The sequence below is a fragment of the Polaromonas sp. AER18D-145 genome, from assembly GCF_002379095.1.
In the GTDB taxonomy this organism is placed as follows: domain Bacteria; phylum Pseudomonadota; class Gammaproteobacteria; order Burkholderiales; family Burkholderiaceae_C; genus Polaromonas.
On sequence record NZ_NBZV01000041.1, the window covers coordinates 26,565 to 43,535 of the forward strand.

General features: G+C 64.7%; 14 protein-coding genes and 1 pseudogene. 11 read left to right on the forward strand and 4 right to left on the reverse strand.

Annotated features, from left to right (window positions below):
- The 3 genes from B7G52_RS17895 (at position 1) to B7G52_RS17905 (ending at position 2,716) form a co-directional block, all read left to right on the forward strand.
- Positions 1–240, forward strand: a complete 240-nt coding sequence (locus B7G52_RS17895) for a hypothetical protein (RefSeq protein ID WP_096698884.1) — start codon at positions 1–3, stop codon at positions 238–240.
- 66 nt (positions 241–306) lie between these two features.
- The gene (gene tadA / locus B7G52_RS17900; protein ID WP_096698885.1) at positions 307–1,707 is read left to right on the forward strand and encodes a tRNA adenosine(34) deaminase TadA; all 1,401 of its coding nucleotides are present in this window, start codon (positions 307–309) and stop codon (positions 1,705–1,707) included.
- Between the two features lie 58 nt (positions 1,708–1,765).
- A complete protein-coding gene (locus B7G52_RS17905; RefSeq protein WP_240523513.1) occupies positions 1,766–2,716 on the forward strand; it encodes an LD-carboxypeptidase in 951 nt (316 codons plus the stop codon).
- A 67-nt stretch (positions 2,717–2,783) separates the two neighbouring features.
- Here the strand turns inward: B7G52_RS17905 and B7G52_RS17910 are convergent, their stop codons facing one another.
- Positions 2,784–3,104, reverse strand: coding sequence for a hypothetical protein (locus B7G52_RS17910; protein WP_240523514.1), 321 nt, complete (start codon positions 3,102–3,104; stop codon positions 2,784–2,786).
- A gap of 312 nt (positions 3,105–3,416) precedes the next feature.
- Here B7G52_RS17910 and B7G52_RS17915 point away from each other — a divergent pair, with 312 nt between their 5' ends.
- A complete protein-coding gene (locus tag B7G52_RS17915) occupies positions 3,417–4,847 on the forward strand; it encodes an aldehyde dehydrogenase family protein (protein ID WP_096698887.1) in 1,431 nt (476 codons plus the stop codon).
- A 68-nt stretch (positions 4,848–4,915) separates the two neighbouring features.
- A complete protein-coding gene (locus B7G52_RS17920) occupies positions 4,916–7,453 on the forward strand; it encodes a penicillin acylase family protein (RefSeq protein ID WP_096698888.1) in 2,538 nt (845 codons plus the stop codon).
- A 13-nt stretch (positions 7,454–7,466) separates the two neighbouring features.
- Here the strand turns inward: B7G52_RS17920 and B7G52_RS17925 are convergent, their stop codons facing one another.
- Both B7G52_RS17925 and B7G52_RS17930 read right to left on the reverse strand, forming a co-directional pair.
- Entirely contained in the window at positions 7,467–9,644 is a 2,178-nt protein-coding gene (locus tag B7G52_RS17925) for a catalase (protein WP_096698889.1), read from the reverse strand.
- Positions 9,645–9,719: 75 nt separating this feature from the next.
- Positions 9,720–9,977: a hypothetical protein gene (locus B7G52_RS17930; protein ID WP_096698890.1), complete on the reverse strand. Its 258-nt coding sequence runs from the start codon at positions 9,975–9,977 to the stop codon at positions 9,720–9,722.
- A 390-nt stretch (positions 9,978–10,367) separates the two neighbouring features.
- Between B7G52_RS17930 and B7G52_RS17935 the strand changes: the two genes are divergently transcribed.
- Positions 10,368–10,676: a hypothetical protein gene (locus B7G52_RS17935; protein ID WP_096698891.1), complete on the forward strand. Its 309-nt coding sequence runs from the start codon at positions 10,368–10,370 to the stop codon at positions 10,674–10,676.
- A complete protein-coding gene (locus B7G52_RS23675) occupies positions 10,673–10,843 on the forward strand; it encodes a hypothetical protein (protein WP_170954798.1) in 171 nt (56 codons plus the stop codon). Before B7G52_RS17935 ends, B7G52_RS23675 begins: the two co-directional genes overlap by 4 nt.
- Here B7G52_RS23675 and B7G52_RS17940 read toward each other — a convergent pair.
- Positions 10,834–11,742, reverse strand: a pseudogene (locus tag B7G52_RS17940) (crotonase/enoyl-CoA hydratase family protein); the annotation flags it as partial. The gene B7G52_RS23675 and the pseudogene B7G52_RS17940 sit on opposite strands and share 10 nt — an antisense overlap.
- 147 nt (positions 11,743–11,889) lie before the next feature.
- On the opposite strand from B7G52_RS17940, the gene B7G52_RS17945 reads away from it, so the two are divergent.
- The 4 genes from B7G52_RS17945 to B7G52_RS17960 all read left to right on the forward strand — a co-directional run bounded on the left by B7G52_RS17945 (position 11,890) and on the right by B7G52_RS17960 (position 16,736).
- A complete protein-coding gene (locus tag B7G52_RS17945) occupies positions 11,890–13,473 on the forward strand; it encodes an FAD-dependent monooxygenase (protein ID WP_096698893.1) in 1,584 nt (527 codons plus the stop codon).
- Complete coding sequence (locus B7G52_RS17950) at positions 13,470–13,667, forward strand: hypothetical protein (protein ID WP_096698894.1); 198 nt, start codon at positions 13,470–13,472, stop codon at positions 13,665–13,667. The genes B7G52_RS17945 and B7G52_RS17950 overlap by 4 nt, the downstream gene beginning before the upstream one ends.
- Positions 13,657–14,106 (forward strand): MarR family winged helix-turn-helix transcriptional regulator, encoded by a 450-nt coding sequence (locus B7G52_RS17955; RefSeq protein WP_096698895.1) that lies wholly within the window; start codon positions 13,657–13,659, stop codon positions 14,104–14,106. The genes B7G52_RS17950 and B7G52_RS17955 overlap by 11 nt, the downstream gene beginning before the upstream one ends.
- 119 nt (positions 14,107–14,225) lie before the next feature.
- A complete protein-coding gene (locus B7G52_RS17960; RefSeq protein WP_096698896.1) occupies positions 14,226–16,736 on the forward strand; it encodes a YgiQ family radical SAM protein in 2,511 nt (836 codons plus the stop codon).
- The last annotated feature ends 235 nt before the right edge of the window (positions 16,737–16,971 follow it).

The following is a 16,971-nucleotide window of genomic DNA, read 5'->3' on the forward strand; positions in this document are numbered from 1 at the left end:
ATGCGAGCCATCTTTGGCGTCCTGAGCCTGCTGATGGTTGTCGCCATCATCGGTGTGCTGGCGAAAAAACAGCTCTCCCCGGCGCCGGTGAAGCTGGCACCGGCTGACGCCGGCCTGGTTTTGCCCGCGCCAGCGGCCGGCGCCACACCGCAGCAGCAAAGCCAGCAGATCCAGAATCAGGTGCGCGAGTCGATTGAAAACACGATGCAGCAGGCCCGGCCCATGCCGGAAGACAAATAATTTGCATCAAATCGGGCTTCATCCCCCGTGTTACTTACGCAAGCCGCTATAAGAAACGAAGCAAACATGAGCGATGCCGACTACATGCAACTGGCGCTGGCGCAGGCCAGGCAAGCGTCCGAAGCGGGCGAGGTGCCGGTCGGTGCCGTGCTGGTTCGGGGCGGACAGGTGATCGCCACTGGCTGCAACCAACCCATCAGCGGGCATGACCCGACGGCCCATGCCGAAATGCAGGCCCTGCGATTTGCCGCCCAGGCCGCGGGCAACTACCGGCTCGACGAGTGCGAACTGTTTGTCACGCTGGAGCCCTGCGCCATGTGCGCCGGCGCCATGCTGCATGCGCGGCTCAAGCGCGTGGTGTTCGGCGCGCCGGATCCGAAAACCGGGGCCGCCGGTTCCGTCATCGACCTGTTCGCCAACCCGCAGCTCAACCACCAAACGCAGGTGCAGGGCGGGGTGCTGGCCGGGGAATGTGGCGCGGTGCTGCAGGATTTTTTCCAGCAGCGGCGCAGCGAACAGCGCCAGGAGACACAACTGAACCATCCCCTGCGCGATGACGCACTCCGCACGCCCGACAGCGCGTTTGCCAATCTGCCGGACTACCCCTGGGCACCCCGTTACCTCAGCGACCTGCCTTCGCTGGCCGGCCTGCGCCTGCATTACCTCGACGAGGGGGCGCCCCTTCAACAGGCTCAGGGCAATCGGAACTTGACCTGGCTGTGCCTGCACGGCAATCCGGCCTGGAGCTACCTGTACCGCAAGATGATCCCGGTGTTCCTGGCGGCCGGGCACCGGGTGGTGGCGCCCGACCTGATCGGTTTCGGCAAAAGCGACAAGCCCAAAAAGGACAGCTTTCACAGCTTCACCGGACACCGGCAGAACCTGCTGGAGTTCGTCGAACGCCTGGACCTGAAGAACATCGTTCTGGTGGTGCAGGACTGGGGTGGCCTGCTGGGCCTGACCCTGCCGCTGGCCGCGCCCGAGCGCTACCGGGGTCTGCTGGTCATGAACACAACGCTGGCGACCGGCGATGTGCCCTTGTCGCCGGGCTTTCTGGCCTGGCGCGAGATGTGCGCGAAAAACCCCGAGTTCGATGTGGCGCGGCTGTTCGCGCGCGGCAACCCGCAGATGAGCGCCGAAGAATGCGCCGCCTACAACGCGCCTTTCCCCGACCGGGGCCACCGCGCCGCCTTGCGTGCTTTTCCGGCCATGGTGCCGGAGTTCGAGAACTCGGACGGTTCCGCCCTTTCACGCGAGGCCCGCAGTTTCTGGCGCGAACGCTGGCAAGGCCGGACCTTGATGGCCGTCGGTGCGCAGGACCCGGTGCTCGGCCTGCCGGTCATGCAGCAATTGCAGGCCATGATCCGCGGCTGCCCCGAGGCCGTGGTGTTGCCGCAGGCGGGGCATTTTGTGCAGGAGCATGGGGAAGTCATTGCCCGGCAGGCGCTCCGCTCTCTGGGCAGTTGACCGGCGATTGACCGCCGGTTTGGCAGCACCTGGTCCGGGCAGTGGGATACTCCGTCTCGTGAAAAAACATATCTACATCTACTCTCCTTCCAGCGCCGTGCGCGACAAGCCTGCCTTCAAGCGCGGCGTGCGGCGCCTGACCGCGCTGGGTTACGAGGTCGAGCTTGACGAGGCCGCACTGAGCAGCCACCAGCGTTTTGCCGGCGACGACGAGACCCGGCTCGCCGCGATCGCCCGGGCGGCCGCCAGCGGCGCCGACGTCGCGCTGATTTCCCGGGGCGGCTACGGACTGACCCGCCTGCTGCCGCATATCAATTACAAGGCGCTGGACAAGGCCGCATCCCGGGGCACGCGTTTCGTCGGCTTGAGCGACTTCACGGCCCTGCAAAACGCGCTGCTGGCCAAAACCGGGGCGGTGAGCTGGGCCGGTCCGGCACTCGGCGAGGACTTTGGGACCGAAGGCCAGCCCGACGACATCATGGAAGCCTGCTTTGACGACCTGATCACGGGGCAGGGCGAGGGCGCCGGCTGGCGTCTGCCGAAAATGGCTGCTGAGTCAGTGGCGGGGGGCGCCTGGCAGCCCGGGGCCGAGGGCCCCTTTGGTGTCAAAAATGCGGTTTTGTGGGGCGGCAACCTTGCGGTGCTGAGTTCGCTGGTGGGCACCCCTTACCTGCCCCAGGTGAAAGGCGGCATTTTGTTTCTGGAAGAGGTGCATGAACACCCGTACCGGCTGGAGCGCATGTTGACGCAGCTGTTGCACGCCGGCGTGCTGGCCCAGCAGAAGGCGGTGGTGCTGGGGCAGTTCACCAACTACAAGCTTGTACCGCACGACAAGGGCTTCAAGCTGGCCACGGTGGTGGCGTGGCTGCAGCGCCAGATCAAGGCACCGGTGTTGAGCGGCCTGCCGTTTGGCCATGTGCCGACCAAGGTCGTGTTGCCGGTGGGGGCGAAAGTGACGCTGGCCGTCGAGGACAGGGATGCTTTCCTGCTCTGGGGTCACAGCCATTAAAGGGGAATACACCGGGCCGGCCGGCGGTTTTGTCGACCGCCTGCCACCTTGCCCGGTGGAGGGCAGCCTAGTTGGTCAGGGAACTGCGCCGCGAGCCAAGGCTGCCGGGCAACAGGCCTTCAAACATTTTGGTGATGCCGCTGACCTTCTGGCGGGCAATGGTTTCGCCCTGCATGGCCGACAGCACGGCCATGACGTCGCCCCGTGCATACCACAGGCCTTGCGCATCCTGGGCGTAGCGTACCCGCAGCGCGATTTTGGGGTAATGTTTCTCGCCAAACTCGCCGAGTTCGTTGAGCATCAATTGCCGAATGCCTTCGGTACGCTTTTCCAGGCTGGAAGGCGTCACTTCGCCACCATTGAGCAGACCCAGCAGACTGCTTTTCAAGTCAGGTTTAATCCAGCGCATAGAGTTTGTGCTTTCGATAGTAGGACGGTGCTTAACCGTGCAGTCTGGTAGATTAAGCCTCCACGGTTACAGATGCAAGTTCTATCACGTGAGATGGTTAACGTAAAACAACAACTAAATCAATGCGTTAGTAAGCAAATGTCATGTTAATTCTTGATTTGTAAACAAAGGTAGTACTTTTCAAGTCTCCCTGGTTTGGCCAGGCATGGAAAATCATCAAGATTTTCTTTGCGATTTATTTACCTCTCGTTTCGCTGTTTTTTCGCAAAATTTCCCTTTTTTGAGCTTGTTATGACTACATACCCTTCGCACTACATCAATGGCCAGTGGGTCAAGGCGCAATCGGCAGAGACCCTGCCGGTGTACGACTCGAGCACCGAGGAAGTCATGGCGACCGTGCCGGCCGGCACGGCGCAGGAAGCCGAACGCGCCGTGCTGGCCGCCCGTGCGGCTTTTGACGCCTGGGCCGCCTTGCCCGTCGAAACCCGCGCTGGCTACCTCGACAAGGTCACGGCCGGCCTGAAGGCCCGCACCGACGAGATGGCGCTGACCATCGCCCGCGAAGTGGGCATGCCGCTGAAAATGGCACGCGCGGTGCAGGTGGGCGGACCCACCTGGCATTGGGGCAACTTTGCCAGGATCGCGCGCGATTTCGAATGGGAAAAGAAAGTCGGCAACTCGCTGGTGGTGCGCGAGCCGATCGGCGTGGTGGGCTGCATCACGCCCTGGAATTTCCCGCTCAGCCAGATCACGCTGAAAATCGCGCCGGCGCTGGCCGCCGGCTGCACCGTGGTGCTCAAGCCCAGCGAGATTGCGCCTGTCAATGCCATGATCCTGGCTGAAATCATTCACGAAGCCGGCCTGCCGCCTGGCGTGTTCAACCTGGTCAACGGCATGGGGCCGGTGGTCGGCGAGGTGCTGGCGACCCACCCCGAGGTGGACATGGTCAGTTTCACCGGGTCCACGCGAGCCGGCAAACGTGTCAGCGAACTCGCCAGCCAGTCGGTCAAACGCGTGGCGCTGGAACTCGGCGGCAAGTCGGCCAGCGTCATCCTCGACGATGCCGACATGGAAGCCGCGGTCAAGGGCACGATCTCGGCCTGCATGCTCAACAGCGGCCAGACCTGCTCGGCCCACACCCGCATGCTGGTGCCGGCCGGCCGTTACGACGAGGTCAAGGCGCTGGCCAAAACCGCGATCGCCAGGTTCAGCGTCGGCCCCAGCCTCGAGGAAACCAGCAAGCTCGGACCGCTGGTCAGCGCGAACCAGCGCGATCGCGTGCTGGGATTCATCCGCACCGGCATCGAAGAGGGCGCGGACGTGATTGCCGGCGGGGACCAGCCGCCCGCCTTTGAGAAGGGCTACTTTGTGCAGCCCACCATCCTGGGCATCAAAGCCACCGACACCCTGGCCCAGGAAGAAATTTTCGGACCCGTGCTGGTGGTGATTCCGTACAAGGACGAAGAAGAGGCCGTGGCGATCGCCAACAGCACCATTTACGGTCTGGGCGGCGGCGTGTGGAGCGGCAGCGACGATCATGCGATGAAAGTCGCGCGCCGCATCCGCACCGGGCAGGTCGACATCAACGGCGGCCCCTTCAACGCCAATGCGCCTTTTGGCGGATACAAGCAGTCGGGTAACGGCCGCGAGGCAGGTGTCTACGGGTTTGAGGAGTTTCTGGAGATCAAGTCGCTGCAACTCAAGCCGGTCGCAGCCGCCTGATCACCTGCACTTGATCGCGGGTGGCCTGATTCGGTTAGGCTATCGCCCACAACAAGGAGGAGGCGATCATGGTCTGGGTCAAACGGTTTTTCTGGGGGGCGCTGGTGCTGGTCGCGCTGCTCGCGGCTGCGCTGGCTGTCTACGCTACGCGCGCCTTTCCTGCACTGGACGGCGAACTCAAGCTGCCCGCCCTGGCAGCGCCGGTGACCGTGGCGCGCGACGGCGCCGACGTCACCCACATCAAGGCCCAGTCCCCGCGCGACGCCTGGATGGCGCTCGGTTATGTGCACGCGCAGGAGCGCGGCTGGCAACTGGAGTTCAACCGTCGGGTCATGCGCGGCGAGCTGTCCGAGGTGCTGGGCGAGGCCACGCTGGACACCGACAAGCTCATGCGCACGCTGGGCATCATGGAGGCGGCGCAGCGCCAGTGGCAGGTGCTGCCGGCCGAGGCAAAACAGGCGCTGCAAGCCTACAGCGACGGCATCAACGCGTTTTATGCCGGCAGCGCCCAGGCGCTGTCGCCCGAATTCCACGTCCTCGGCGTCAAGCCGGGCGGCGCCGGCCAGCCCTGGACTCCGCAGGACAGCGTGGGCTGGGCGCTGATGATGGCGCTGGACCTGGGCGGCAACTGGGGCAATGAATTTGCGCGCCTGTCGGCGGCCAAGGTGCTGACGACCGAACAACTGTGGCAGCTGTTCACGCCTTACCCGGGCGAGGCGCCGGCCTCCAAAACCGACTTCGCCAAGCTCTATGCCGAACTCGGAGTCTTTCGCCCAGACGCTATCAAGACAGGAGCTGCAGAGCCGATTCCGGAAAGGGCTGGAGACCGTTTTGGCATACAAGCCCTGGCCACGAGGCCGGACCTGCTGGCGCTCGACATCAACGACTGGGCTGCCAACATCGGCAACGTGGAAGGCAAGGGCTCGAACAACTGGGTGCTGGCCGGCAGCCATACCGTCAGCGGCAAGCCCCTGCTGGCCAACGACCCGCATCTGGGTTTGTCGGCGCCTGCCATCTGGTATTTCGCCCGGCTTCAGGCGCCCGCAGGCCAGGGGGCCGACGGGAAGGCGGCACCGGCGCTGGATGTCATCGGCGCAACCCTGCCGGGCCTGCCGTTTGTGGTGCTGGGCCGCACCGCCAAAGTGGCTTGGGGCTTTACCAATACCGGTCCTGACGTGCAGGACCTCTACCTGGAGCAGATCAACCCGGCCAACCCGCAGCAATACCGCGTGCCCGGCAGCGGCCCGGCGCAGTGGGCAGATTTCAGCACCCGCAGCGAAACCATCAAGATCAAGGGCAAGCCCGACGTCAGCCTGAAGGTGCGCACCAGCCGCCATGGGCCTGTGCTCAGCGACGCGCAGAAAACCCATGGCGAGTTGCTGGACACCGGCAAGTACGTGATCGCGCTGCGCTGGAGCGCGCTGGAAACCGACAACCTGACGACCCTGGCGGCCTTGCGCGCCAACCAGGCGCAGTCGGTGGACGAGCTGATCGCCGCCTATGCCGACCACCACTCGCCGATGCAGAATGTGGTGATGGCCGATGTGGCCGGCAAGGTCGCGTACAAGGCCATCGGCAAGGTGCCGCTGCGCAAGGCCGACAATGACATTCTCGGCATCGCACCGTCGCCGGGCTGGCAGGCGCGTTACGACTGGGCCGGCTGGCTGCCCTACGCGCAGACACCGCAGGCCGATGCGGTCGCGATAGGCAAAAAAGGCTGGTTTTCCAATGCCAACCAGAGTGTGGTGCCACCGGGTTCCGACCTCTTCCTCGGGCAGGACTGGGTCGTGCCTTACCGCTTTGACCGCATTGAAAAACTGCTGGCCGCCCAGCCCCGGCATGACGCCGCATCCATGCAGGCCATCCAGTCCGACCAGTTGTCGTCGGCCACCCTGCGCCTGCTGCCGTTGTTGCAGAAAACGGTGTCGCAGCACCCGTTGGCCGCGCAAGCGCAGGCGGCGCTGACCAGCTTCGACGGCGTGATGCGGCCCGACAGCGCGGCGCCGCTGATTTTTTCGGTCTGGGTCGACGAACTGACACGCGGCGTGATCGGCAGCAAGCTGGGCGAGGCCCGCCTCAAAAGCATGTACGGCAAGCGCCATTTCCGCAGCGCGATCGAAGAGATGGTGGCGCGCGATGACAAGGCCTGGTGCGGGGCGGCCGGCTGTGCCGTCCAGTCCACCGCCGCGCTGGACCGCGCACTGACGGCCTTGCAGGCCACGCGGGGCGGCGAGCCTGCGCACTGGAAGTGGGGCGATGCGCATCAGGCGCTGTCGGCGCACCGGCCCTTCAGCAACGTGGCCGCGCTGGCGCGGCTGTTTGACGTCAGCGTGCCGACCGGCGGGGACTCGTTCACGGTCAACGTTGGCCAGTACTGGCCCAATGATGCGAAATTCCCGTTTGCCAACCGGCATGCCGCCTCGCTGCGCGCGGTCTATGACCTGGCAGATCTTGAAAAATCGCAGTTCATTTATCAGACCGGGCAAAGCGGACTGGTGTTTTCCAGCCGCTACCGCGACATGAGCCGGACCTGGGTCGGCGTCAGCTACCGGCCGCTACAGATGAACCCGGCCGGGTTCACCCACGAACTTCAGCTCAAGCCCTGAGCCCGCGCGGGCTTCAGGCAGGGACGGCGTCCACATTGAGCCGGTCCCAATGGCGGTGGCGGGCCATCGCTGCTATCAAGGCCTGCGCAACCTGGCCGTCGGCCGCCTTGCGCGAGTCGCCCAGCAGGATGCCCGCGGTGGGTTCCATCAGCGCGCCATCCTTGGTATCGAGCGCAAAGCCCAGCGTGCCGAGCAACTGCGCTCCTTCGTTGAGGGCGCAGACGGTCTTGCAATGTTTGTAGGCCTCCAGCACGAAATGGACGGCGTCGCCCAGCTGTGCCAGCGTGGCGGCACTGGCTGCGCCGCCCGGTATCACGACCGCATCAAACATGATGGACGAGGTGTTGGAAAACGTGTGGTTCGCGGGAAGCTGCTTGCCTGACGAAGTGGTGACCGGACCGAGCTGGGGGGCGACAACCTTGCACTGGGCGCCGGCGTCCAGCAGTTCCTGTTGCAGGCGCTTGAAGCTCAGCAGGTCCACGCCGTCGGCGACCAGAATGGCGACCTTGCGTGTCCGGATGTTGTCGGCGGCCGGCCGGCCGGCCATGCTCAAGGCCGCATCTTCATCGACGGTCTGCGCGATCCGGTAGTCACGAAAGCCCAGCCGCCCGGCTGCGGCCTTGGCATCGGGGGCGTTGATGCCCAGCGGCGCCGCCACTCGGGCGGCCAGCTTGGCATCCACATGGGCCAGGTTGTCGACCATGCGCTGGCGGATGTCGGGCACCTCGACCTTGGACAGTTCAAACCGGAAGGCGGCCACGATGTGGTCTTTTTCGGCCGGGCTCTGGCTGTTCCAGAACAGCGTGGCATGGGAAAAATGGTCGTCGAACGAAGGGCTGCGCCGGCGGATTTTCGGGGATTCCAGCGCCTGCGGGTGGGTGTGAAAGCCCTGCGCGCCGCCATCGACGCGAAATTCCGCGCCTGTCGCCAGGGTGTTGGGCTCGTAAGCGACCCGACCCTTGCTGATGGCTTGCCGGTGCATGCCGTCGCGCTGGAAATTGTGGAAAGGGCAGACCGCCTTGTTGATCGGGATCTCGTGAAAATTCGCCCCGCCCAGGCGTGACAGCTGGGTGTCCGTGTAGGAAAACAGGCGCCCTTGCAACAGCGGGTCGTCGGTGAGGTCGATGCCCGGCACCAGATGGCCGGGGTGAAACGCCACCTGTTCGGTCTCGGCAAAGAAGTTGTCCGGATTGCGGTTGAGCACCATCTTGCCGATGAGCTGCACCGGAACGACCGATTCGGGGATCAGCTTGGTCGGGTCCAGGATGTCAAAGCCGAGCTTGTCTTCCTGGCCTTCCTCGATGATCTGGACGCCGAGTTCCCACTCCGGAAAGTCGCCCCTGTCGATGGCTTCCCAGAGGTCCCGGCGGTGGTAGTCCGCGTCTTTTCCTGCGATTTTCTGGGCTTCGTCCCAGGCCAGGCCGTGCACGCCGAGTTTGGGCTTCCAGTGGAATTTCACAAAATGCGCGTCGCCGTGCGCATTGATGAAACGGAAGGTGTGCACGCCAAAACCTTCCATCATGCGGTAGCTGCGCGGAATGGCGCGGTCCGACATCGCCCACATCAGCATGTGGGTCGATTCGGGCATCAGCGAGACAAAGTCCCAGAAGGTGTCGTGCGCGCTCGCGGCCTGCGGCATCTCGTTGTGGGGCTCGGGCTTGAGGGCATGGACGAGGTCGGGGAACTTGATTGCGTCCTGGACGAAGAAGACCGGGATGTTGTTGCCCACCAGGTCGTAGTTGCCTTCGTCGGTGTAGAACTTGACGGCAAAACCGCGCACGTCGCGCACCGTGTCGGCCGACCCCCGCGATCCGGCGACGGTGGAGAAACGCACGAACACCGGGGTCTCCAGTTCGGGATTCTGCAAAAAGCCGGCGCTGGTGAACTGCGTCATTGGCTTGTAGAGCTTGAAAACCCCGTGCGCCGCGGAGCCGCGTGCATGCACAACGCGCTCGGGAATGCGCTCATGGTCGAAGTGGGTGATTTTTTCGCGGAGGATGAAGTCCTCCATCAGCGTCGGACCGCGGACGCCGGCCTTGAGCGAATTGTGGTTGTCCGGAATGTGCAGACCCTGGTTGGTCGTCAGCGTGCTGGCGGCGTCGGCAGTAAAAGCCTGAAGCTGTTTTTGCTTTTCGGAGACCCCGTTGGAAAGCTTGGGGGCACTGGCTGTACTGCGCTTGGGTTGCGTCATCTGGGTTCCTTGAAAACGGTTCAAAAAGTGAGGAAGGTGCCGACCGGACAGGCGGCCGTGGCGGCTGCAGGGGCTCTAACTGGACTCGCAGTCGAGCAGGCGCTCCAGCCCCTTGGCGACAAGGATCACGGCCAGGGTCGCCACCATGGCGACCATCAGCCAGGCAATGACGGTTTGCAGCGACTCGGCCGTGCCTTCGGGCAAGATGGCCAGCAGGGCGCCCAGTCCGACCAAGGCGGCCACCAGCCAGGCCGCAGGTCCGAAAGGGGCGTGCCGCTGGCGCGTGCCCTCTGTGCCGGGGGCGTCGGTGGGGGAGGATGCTGCGAGTGCCATCGGATGTCCTCATGGGAAGGGGGCGGTGGAAGAAACACACTGCGGGAAACACTGCGGGGAAGAGCAGTTCCCACCTTACAAGCCGGGGCGGCTGGGGGCCGTAGTTGCCAGGCGCCAGTGGCTGTAAGGCCAGTCGCGAGCCCTTGTAAGACCTGTCTTACTTCAATGCGTCGCACTGCCTGACCGCCGCGTGGGCCGCACAAACGTTGTGCCGGGCCCCGCCGCAGGCGCGGCCGCGCCGAGACTTCCTCCTACAGGGCGACAGTGGGCTTTCCCGCATGACGGGCCGGCCAATCCTTTTAAGGTTTCAGGACTGCGAGAAAAGCACGCGGCCCGGTGTGGGCCCGCCATTTTTTACTGAACCGGTACTGACCCGGAGAAAGCGTCCTGATGATCACGCCCCGCATTGAAGAAGAGAACGCATTGCCACCCGCGCCATCGCGGCCGCTGACCGAGGACGTGCTGCAATCGGCCGAACAGGCGGTGCTGAGCAACCCCGCTTCGGACGGGCTTCTTCTGGCCGCCGTCGGCCATGACGCGGCAGCACCGGGTGTGCTGACGCGCTACCGAGATTCGCTGGCCGACCAGGTGGCGCGCAAGCCGGGGCAGTCCGCGCTGCTCGCCCTGGCGGCGGGCGCCCTGGGCGCCGCGCTGTTGCGGACGCTGGTCAGCCGCCGCAGGCGCCACCAACGGTCATGATCCTTCATGCCACGCCTCGTTCCTGGAAGGCCCATGTGCCTCCCGGCAGTCCGCCGCCGGTGATGCCGCCCTCACCGGAGCCACCGCCCGAGGTGATCGACTTGCCGCCCGCCGAGCCCGTCCAGCCGGTGCGCGAGCCGGGCCAGGTGAGTCCGGCTCAGGCCTGAGGCGGTCGCGACGACAGGTCACGAATGGCGTTTCGCGCCTCGTCGCCTTCGGGAATCGGCTCGCCGCTGTCACGCCACTGCACGGCGGCCTTGAAGCCTTCGGCCTGGGCATAACGGCGAAACCACATGCCCTCGGGGTTGTGGCGCGTGATGCCGTCAAACACGGTGGCCATCATCTGCGTCTGCTCCAGCCCCATGGTCAGCATCACCTGGTTGACCACCATCTTGTGCATGGCCAGATGCGAGCGCGGCACCCCGGCGATGCGCTGCGCGAGTTTCAGGGTGGCCGCTTCCAGCTGATCGGACGGCACACTCTCGTTGGCCAGGCCCCAGTCGGCGGCCTTTTTTCCGTCGATGGTGTCGCCGGTGAACATCAGCTGCTTGGCGCGGGTGGCGCCCAGGCGATAGGTCCACATCGCGGTGGTGGGGCAGCCCCAGACGCGGGTCGGCATGTAGCCGATGCGGGCATCGTCGGCCATCACCAGCAAGTCGCAGCACAGGGCAATGTCGCTGCCACCGGCGGCGGCGTAACCGTGGACCTTCGCAATCGTCGGTTTCGGACTGCGCCACAGGCTCATGAAGTCTTCGGTGTTGCGTTTCATGTAGGCGTAGTCAACCATCGGGTCCCAGGGGAACTGCTCCTGCTGGCAGGGGTGGTCGATGTTGCCTTCGCCGAAGTGATTGAGGTCGTAACCGCCACAAAACCCCTTGCCCGCGCCTTCGACAATGATCACGTGGACCTCATCCTCGGCCGCCGCCCAGTCGATGGCGGCCCGGATCTCGCGCGGCATGGCGTCATTGATGGCGTTGAGCCGTTCCGGACGGTTGAGCAGCAGGCGCGCGATGCGCGGGTGGGCGGCGTCCTTGTCGATGCGCAGGGTGCTGAATTCGGGCATGTCTTGTCTCCGGTGGGTTGATGAAAACCATCATAGCCAAGGGCGGGGCAGGCACCGTGGCGGGCAAGGGCGGGTCTGCTTTCCCAATCTGGTTGCGCCTGCAACCAGTTCGCCTTATAGTTGTGTCCGCAACCAACCTGGCGCCTGCCCATGACTACCCTTGAATCCTCCTTCCCGGACCGTATTCCGGTGCTGATTGCCGGCGGCGGACCGGTCGGTCTCACCCTGGCCGCTTTGCTCTCGCGCTACGGCATCGACTGCCTGGTGGTGGAAGCCGATGAGGCTTATTGCAGTGGCAGCCGCGCCATCTGCATGTCGCGCCGCTCGCAGGAAATCCTCGGCTGGGTCGGCGCCGACAAGCCGCTGGTGGACAAGGGCCTGTCCTGGGTCGGCGGGCGCAGCTACTGGCGCGACGCCGAGGTGCTGCATTTCCGGATGCCCAGCGAGCCGACCCAGCGCTTTGCGCCCATGGTCAACATCCAGCAGTTTTATGTGGAGGAGTTTGCGCACCGCGCCGGCACCGCAGCCATGGACGTGCGCTGGTCCAGCCGCGTGACGGCGCTGCGACCGCTTGACGATGGCGCCGAGGTCGAAGTCCAAAGCCCCTCGGGAATACACAAGGTTCGCGCCGACTGGGTGGTCGCCTGCGACGGCGGGCGCAGCACCGTGCGCGAGCAGCTCGGCCTGCAGTTGCAGGGCACGCAGTACGACGGCAAATACGTGATCGTCGACATCGTGCAAAAAACAAAAAGGGCGGTCGAGCGCCTGGCCTGGTTCGACCCGCCGTCCAACCCCGGCTCCACCATCCTGATGCACCGCCAGCCCGACGATGTCTGGCGCATCGATTACCAGATCCGTGACGACGAAGACCCGGTCGAGGCGGTCAAGCCCGAAAACGTCTTGCCGCGCGTGTTAAGCCATTTGCGCATGATCGGCGAGGACGAGCCGTGGGAACCGCTGTGGATCTCGATCTACAACGCCAAATGCCTGAGCCTGGACAGCTACCGCCACGGCCGCGTGTTGTTTGCTGGTGACGCCGCGCACCTGGTGCCCATCTTCGGCGTGCGCGGTCTTAATTCCGGGCTGGACGATGCCGGCAACCTGGCGTGGAAGCTGGCCGCCGTGATCGAGGGCAGGGCGGCTGAAAACCTGCTCGATTCATATTCCACCGAGCGGGTGCACGCCGCGCGTGAAAACATCGCCTACGGCGCCAAAAGCACCGAGTTCATGGCGCCGCCCAACTTTGCCTTCAAGCTGATGCGTGAGGCCACCTTGCGGCTCGCGCTCAGCGACGACAAGGTGCGCTCGCTGATCAACCCGCGCCAGTCCTCGCCCATCACCTATGTCGATTCACCGCTCAACGTGCCGCAAGCCGGTGCGTGGGCTAATGATCTGGCCGCGCCAGGTGCGCCCGCGCCCGAGGCCCTGCTGGCCGGCCCGCACGGCCCGCTGCACCTGACGCAATGTTTTGGCCGCGACATGCTGTGCCTGGTGTTCGCCGACGGCGCCATGCCCGATGCGCTGCGGGACCTGCCCGACCACGGCGTGGCGGTGCTGGAGGTAGAACCTGAGGCCGACACCCTGGGCCAGGCGCGCCAGCGTTACGGCCTGCTAGAGGCGAGCGCCGAGGCCCTGGTGCTGGTACGCCCCGACGGTTATGTGATGGGCCGCTGGCGCGGCCTGGACCCGGCGCCGTTGCTGGCCGCCCTCGAACAGAAAGGATTCGCCGTATGACCGATGCCGATCTTGACCGGAGTTATTCCGCCCTGTGCGAAGCCCTTGCGCAGGTGGGCGAGGCCAGGGCGCCGCTCTTGCTGGCCATGCTGAGCCTGTCGCTGATGAGCCGCTTCGAACGTGCCGACCAGGTCTTGCCCCTGATCGCCAACGCGAAGAAACAGTGCGCCGCCGAGGCCGGTGATGCCGCGTAATCCCCCTGGCACCCCGCGGCTGGACGAGTTCCTGAGCTACCGGCTGCACCTGGTCAACAAGCTGACCGACAAGTTCAGCAGCGACGCCTATGCCGACGAGTTCGGCCTGCCTGTCGGCGAGGCGCGCTGCCTGGCGGCCATCGGCAACTTTGCGCCGCTTTCGGTGATGGAACTGGCCGCCAAGGCCAACCTGAACAAGGGCCAGGCCAGCCGCGCGGCGCAGTCGCTGGTGGACCGCGGCCTGGTGCGCAAGGCGGCCAGCACCTCCGACGGCCGCGGCGTGGTGCTGACGCTGACCGGCCCGGGCAGGGCCCTCTGGAGCCGCGTGATGGCACTGATTGCGCGGCGCAATGACGAGATTTTTGGCTGCCTGTCGGCGAAGCAGCAGCAACAACTGGGCCGTATGCTGGACCGCCTGATCGCCCACGCCCGGGCCTGAAACAGTCGTTTTGAGGCCGAATCGGGCTGTTTCGGGTTGATTCGAGGCACGAAGTACCCATGTAAGGAGCACAAGCAGGCTTAAAACCTTAAAATTAAAGGTTGCCCTTCAAAGCCTCCATGAACGCCCCCATCGACGTCTCCTTTTTCGCGCGCGCCGCCAAACCACTGACCAGCTACCGGAAGTACTGGGCCAGCCGCTTCGGCACGTCAAAATTTTTGCCCATGAGCCGGGCCGAAATGGACCAGTTGGGCTGGGACAGCTGCGACATCATCATCGTCACTGGCGACGCCTATGTGGACCACCCGAGCTTCGGCATGGCCGTCATCGGCCGCATGCTCGAAGCCCAGGGCTTTCGCGTCGGCATCATCGCGCAGCCGGACTGGCAAAGCGCCGACCCGTTCAAGGCCCTGGGCAAGCCAAACCTGTTTTTCGGCGTGACCGCCGGCAACATGGACTCGATGATCAACCGCTACACAGCGGACCGCAAGATCCGCAGCGACGACGCCTACACGCCCGGCGACATCGGCGGCAAGCGGCCTGACCGCGCCGCCATCGTCTATTCGCAGCGCTGCCGCGAAGCCTACAAGGACGTGCCCATCATCCTGGGCGGCATCGAAGGCTCGCTGCGCCGCATTGCCCATTACGACTACTGGTCCGACAAGGTGCGCCGCTCCATCGTGGTGGACGCCAAGTGCGACCTGCTGCTGTACGGCAACGCCGAACGCGCGATTGTCGAAATTGCCCACCGCATCGCCGCCAAGGAGCCGGTCGCAACCATGACCGACATCCGCGGCACGGCCTTCATCCGCCGCACGGGCGACGAAACCGCGCAGGGCTGGTTCGAGATCGACTCCACCAGCGTTGATGCGCCGGGTCGGGTCGAGGCGCATGTCAATCCCTACCTGATGATTTCGGAGCAGGCGAAAGAGCAGGGCGCCAGTTGCGCGCGCGAGGATGAAGCTGTAGAAGTGGCTGCGCAGGCCGAGGCAGAGGCCAAGGTGTCACTCCCTCTCCCACCGGGAGAGGGCAGGGGTGAGGGCGCGGCGAAGCCGCTGCTGGCCGTGGCCAATGCCCGGTCTTCAGCAAAGACAAACGCGGGGAACCCTCACCCTAACCCTCTCCCAAGAGGAGAGGGAACAAAAGGGGAGGGAAGCAAAGCCAACCCCGCCATCAAACCACTGACCTTCGTCCCCAACCCCGCTTTGCCCCACATGCAGGGCAAGATCAAGGTGCCGCCGCGCGACCGCTCGGTGATCCGCCTGCCGTCTTACGAGCAGGTCAAAAGCGACGCCGTGCTCTACGCCCACGCCAACCGCGTGCTGCACCTGGAAACCAACCCCGGCAACGCACGCGCGCTGGTGCAGGCGCACGGCGAGGGCGCGACCGCCCGCGACGTGTGGATCACGCCGCCGCCAATTCCGCTGACCACGGCCGAGATGGACTACGTCTTCGACCTGCCCTACGCACGTGCCCCGCACCCGGCCTACCAAGACGACAACGGCAGCCACGACGGCGCGACCAAGATCCCGGCCTGGGAGATGATCCGCTTCAGCGTGAACATCATGCGCGGCTGCTTCGGCGGCTGCACCTTCTGCTCCATCACCGAGCACGAAGGCCGCATCATCCAGAGCCGCTCGGAAGACTCGGTGATTCGCGAGATCGAGGCCATTCGCGACACCGTCAAGGGGTTCACCGGCGCCATTTCCGACCTGGGCGGGCCGACCGCCAACATGTACCGCATTGGCTGCAAGTCACCCGAGATCGAATCGGCCTGCCGCAAGCCGAGCTGCGTTTACCCGGGCATCTGCCAGAACCTCAACACCGACCACAACCCGCTGATCAAGATGTACCGCCGCGCGCGGGCGCTCAAGGGCGTGAAGAAAATCCTCATCAGCTCCGGCCTGCGTTACGACCTGGCCGTGCAGTCGCCCGAGTACGTCAAGGAGCTGGTCACGCACCACGTTGGCGGCTATTTGAAGATTGCGCCCGAGCACACCGAGCAGGGCCCGCTGACCAAGATGATGAAGCCCGGCATCGGCAGCTACGACAAGTTCAAGCAGATGTTCGAGAAGTACAGCCTCGAAGCCGGCAAGAAGCAGTTCCTGATTCCCTACTTCATCGCCGCCCACCCCGGCACCAGCGACGAAGACATGATGAACCTGGCGATCTGGCTGAAGAAAAACGGTTTCCGCGCCGACCAGGTGCAGACCTTTTACCCGTCGCCCATGGCCACCGCGACGACGATGTACCACACCAACAAGAACCCGCTGCGCAAGATCACGCGCGACAGCGAGACGGTGGACATCGTGCGCGGCGACAAACGGCGACGCCTGCACAAGGCCTTTTTGCGCTACCACGACGCCAACAACTGGCCGCTGCTGCGCGAGGCACTGAAAGCCATGGGCCGCGCCGACCTGATCGGCAACGGCAAGCACCACCTGATCCCGACCTTCCAGCCCCTGACCGACGGCGGCTACGTGAGTGCACGCAAGAAGAACTCAACCACCGTGGCGCTGAAACCCGTGACGCCCGTCAAGGGCCGCCTCCTGACCCAGCACACCGGCCTGCCGCCGCGCGACAACGGCTCGGGCAAGCCCGGCGGTAAGCCATTGCGTAAGGCGCGCTGACCGCGATACCTCCCCCGCTTGTCATCCCGGGCCTGACCCGGGATGACAAGTGAAGCAAGGGCAGGAGTGGTTTCATGTTTTGAATAGGCGGATTCAAGTACGAAGTGCAACGTTCAGAAATAGGGTGGGCCAAGAGTCAATAGGATGGGCTCTTTGTGACCAGCCAGTCTCAACGAAGCACCATGACCTACAAACACTTGACCCGAGAAGAACGATACCAAATTCACGTACTCAA